The sequence below is a fragment of the Caballeronia sp. NCF2 genome (assembly GCF_023631205.1).
Taxonomy (GTDB): domain Bacteria; phylum Pseudomonadota; class Gammaproteobacteria; order Burkholderiales; family Burkholderiaceae; genus Caballeronia; species Caballeronia zhejiangensis.
The window spans coordinates 1-3,615 of the sequence record NZ_JALQDN010000068.1; the positions used below are offsets into that span (position 1 = coordinate 1).

3 protein-coding genes and 2 pseudogenes are annotated in these 3,615 nt (G+C 61.0%); 2 read left to right on the plus strand and 3 right to left on the minus strand.

Annotation, left to right across the window (positions count from 1 at the left end):
* Positions 1-297 (minus strand): annotated as a pseudogene (locus tag NCS02_RS27240) (hypothetical protein); the annotation flags it as partial.
* A 7-nt stretch (positions 298-304) separates the two neighbouring features.
* On the opposite strand from NCS02_RS27240, the gene NCS02_RS27245 reads away from it, so the two are divergent.
* Positions 305-1,201, plus strand: a complete 897-nt coding sequence (locus tag NCS02_RS27245) for a LysR family transcriptional regulator (RefSeq protein ID WP_008345920.1) — start codon at positions 305-307, stop codon at positions 1,199-1,201.
* A gap of 112 nt (positions 1,202-1,313) precedes the next feature.
* Complete coding sequence (locus tag NCS02_RS27250; RefSeq protein WP_250523369.1) at positions 1,314-2,063, plus strand: carbonic anhydrase family protein; 750 nt, start codon at positions 1,314-1,316, stop codon at positions 2,061-2,063.
* Here the strand turns inward: NCS02_RS27250 and NCS02_RS27255 are convergent.
* Together NCS02_RS27255 and NCS02_RS27260 are read right to left on the minus strand one after the other, a co-directional pair.
* Positions 2,060-2,647 carry an alanine:cation symporter family protein gene (locus NCS02_RS27255; protein WP_250520146.1) on the minus strand — a complete coding sequence of 196 codons (588 nt, stop codon included), beginning with the start codon at positions 2,645-2,647 and terminating at the stop codon, positions 2,060-2,062. The genes NCS02_RS27250 and NCS02_RS27255 overlap by 4 nt on opposite strands.
* Before the next feature lie 73 nt (positions 2,648-2,720).
* Positions 2,721-3,536, minus strand: a pseudogene (locus tag NCS02_RS27260) (alanine:cation symporter family protein); the annotation flags it as partial.
* Positions 3,537-3,615: the final 79 nt, after the last annotated feature.

Sequence of the window (3,615 nt, forward strand, 5' to 3'; positions counted from 1 at the left end):
CTTGCCCGCCAGCGGCAAGCGATACTTCGCGATCTGACCGATCCCGATGTTCCGGTATTCCGGCCTTGGTTTTTTTAATGCTTCAGCCACATTAGACCCCTTCCCAAACTGATTGACGATTCGCGCGCCGTCGACGATCGACACGGGCGCGACCCGCCCTGCCGATTCGCTTTGACGAGCAACCGGCAACGTATTCGGGGATAGTTCTAGCCCGCGCACTGCGCGATAGCGGTATTTTGTCGCGCGATTGATATACTGTCCAATATCTATCTCGTCTTTCTGAAATAGCTTTTTCATATATCGCATGGAATTGCGACATCTCCGCTACTTTCTGGCCGTCGCCGAGGAACGCAATGTGACGCGCGCGGCCGAGCGGCTCGGCATCGGACAGCCGCCGCTCAGTCAGCAGATTCACGCGCTCGAAGACGAACTCGGCGTGCGGCTCTTTCGCCGCACGGGGCACGGCGTCGTGCTGACGGAAGCCGGCGAGGCGTTCGCCGCCGACGCGAAGCGTCTCGTCGACGACGCGCGTCTCGCCGTCGAGAAAGCGCAGAGCGCGGGGCGCGGCGAGATCGGGCAGCTCAATATCGGCTTCACGGGATCGGCGGCGTTCAATCCGGTCGTGTCGAAGCTCATACGGTCGTATCGGCAGGCTTATCCGAACGTCATGCTGACGCTGACCGAAGGCAATACCGCGCAACTGCTCGCGCATCTCGACGCCGGCCGCGTCGATGTCGCGTTCGTCCGTCTCGGCAGCCAGTCGCCCGCGGGCGTGCAGATCAATCACATCGCGATCGAGCCGATGAAAATCGTGCTGCCCGCCACGCACAAGCTCGCGAAAAAGCGCAAGGTGCCGTTGGCGACGCTGGCGGAGGATCCTTTCGTGATGCTTCCGCGCGAGGCAAGTCCGACATTGCACGACGTCATCATCGGTGCGTGCCGTGAAGCGGGATTCGAGCCGGTCGCCGGCCAGCAGGCGCCGCAGCTATCATCGGTCGTCAATCTGGTCGCGGCGGAATTCGGCGTGTCGCTGGTGCCGGCGTCGGTGTGCCAGATTCAGGTCGATGGCGTCGCCTACACCGATGCGCTCGGCAGCGCGATCACGATTCGTCTGGCGCTTGCATCGCGCATCGATGCGACAGCCGCCAAGACCGCCAACTTTCTCGATATCGCGCGGCAGATCGTTACGTCATCGACCTGACATTGTCATCAGAACAAGCGTGCATTGCATTCGACGATTTTTCGTCCAACACTTCATGTCGCAAGAAGAGCGTTGAAGAAGGCCGATTCCCGTCAGGTCGAGGAGCAAGGTCATGCGCGAAGATCTGAAGCATCCGCTGCAATGCACGCCCGCGTGCCGCCGGAGCTTTCTCAAATCAGTTGCGTCTGCAACTATCGCCGGGCTCGCGGTTCCGCCGCTCCTCATGACATCCGCTCACGCCGACGCGTTGACGCACGCGCAGCGCGACGCGATGTCGCCCGAGCAGATTCTCGATGCGATGAAGCGCGGCAACGAGCGTTTCCGCAGAGGCGAACGCAAGGCGCGCAACTACCTTGCCGAACAAAAGACGAGCGCAAAGGGACAATATCCCGCGGCCGTGCTGCTCAGTTGCATCGATTCGCGAGCGCCCGCCGAGGTAATCATGGATCTGGGCATCGGCGATATCTTCAACTGCCGCGTCGCGGCGAACATCGAAAACGACGACATTCTCGGCAGCATGGAATTCGCGTGCAAGCTGATGGGCGCGAAAGTCGTGCTGGTGATGGGACATACGTCTTGCGGCGCGATCAAAGGCGCGATCGCCAATGCCGAACTAGGTCATCTCACGGCGTTGCTCGCGCGCATCAAACCCGCCGTGGAAGCCACGAAGTACGACGGCGAGCGCACGGCGACCAATTACACGTTCGTCGACATGGTGGCGCGCAAGAACGTCGAGTCGACCATCGCGCAGATTCGCCAGGAAAGCGCCGTGCTGAGCGACATGGAGAATCAGCACGCCATCAAGATAGCCGGCGCGATGTACAACCTCGGCACCGGCGCGGTGGACTTCTTCGGCTCTTAACTTTCGACGCGCTCGCGAAGTTCTTCCGTTTGCCTGACGACACCGCGCTTCGCGGACCAATACTCGGTTCGCACGCCGATGTCCTCCGACACGAACGGTCCGCCGCGCGTCGAGCGGTAGTGCGCGAGCGCCTTGTACACGAGACGTTGCCCGATCAGCAGAATCGGCACGTTGAGCAGCACCATCACGATGTTCATCAGATCGGAAAGCGCCCACAGGTTAGGCAATTCGAGTCCCGCAAGCACGGTGAGCGCGCCGAACGGCACGAACACGAGCGAGCCGACGACGCGAATGCCGATGATGAAACCTCTGCTTCGTGAAATGAAGTTGGCCGAGATTTCGGCGAACGAAATCATGCCGAGCAACGTCGTGAACGCAAAGAGGCCGTAGCACACGCACATCACGATCTTGACGACATGCGCGACCGAAACCGGCACGAGCGTTTCGACCGATGCGAGATAGACCGTGATCTTCGATGCCCTGACCGACTCCCACGCCTGACCGTCCACCGTGCCGGTCCATACGTGCGCCATCACGACGATGAAGCCCGTCATCGTGCAGATGACCATCGTGTCGAAGAACACGCCGAGGCTCTGCACGAAGCCCCTGTTCGCAAGGGTGATCGTTGTCGGCGATCGCCGCGGCCATCGTGATGGTGCCCTGCCCCGCTTCGCTCGACATCAGCCCGCGCTTGACGCCTTGAGCGAGCGCCGTGCCGATCGCGCCGCCGAAGAGCGCATGCGGCGCGAATGCACCGACGATCACCTCATGAAAGAAGTAGGGAATCAGCGGCAGATTGATGACGATGATGACGAGCGACATCAGACAGAAGAGCGTCGCCTTGATCGGCACGAGCACATCGGTATAAGCGGTCACGCGGCGAATGCCGCCCATGATGATGAACGAGCACGCTGCGATGAGCACCGCCGCGATGACGTAATACACCGTCGACTGACGCCCGAGATGCGTGCCGGTCACCGTATCGGCGATGGTGCCGATCGCGGTGAACACGTTGAACGTTTGCGGCGGCACATTGAAAAGCGCATAGACGATGAATACGAGCGACAGCAACGTGCCGACGAAGCGCTTGTCGCCGAGAATGCGCCGCCCATAGAACGGCAAGCCGCCGACGAACTCGTCGTGCTTTTTCTCCTTGAAGAGCTGCGCGAGCGTCGATTCCATGAACGCGGTCGCCATGCCGAAGAACGCGGCCACCCACATCCAGAACAACGCGCCCGGTCCGCCGACGGAAATCGCGCCCGTAATGCCGACGATATTGCCGGGCCCGGCACGCATCGCGAGCCCGAGCATGAACGACGCAAGCGCGCTGACGCCGGTTTTCGACGACTGCCTGCGCAGCATCATGCGAACGATCTTGCCGACGTTCATCGTCTGGATGAAGCGCGTGCGGATCGTGAAGTGAATGCCCACGCCGACAAGCAAAAGGATCGCGAACGAAAACTGCCCGAGCACGGTAATGCCGTTCAGTTAAGGTCTTTTCTTAGATAGCGAACGGTGTACCGTTTAGGGCGGGATTTGACGACCCGGTCGC

Excerpts from the sequence above, each read along its gene's own strand:
- NCS02_RS27245 (WP_008345920.1), top strand. The coding sequence starts at position 305 with ATGGAATTGCGACATCTCCGCTACTTTCTGGCCGTCGCCGAGGAACGC.
- NCS02_RS27250 (WP_250523369.1), top strand. The coding sequence starts at position 1,314 with ATGCGCGAAGATCTGAAGCATCCGCTGCAATGCACGCCCGCGTGCCGC.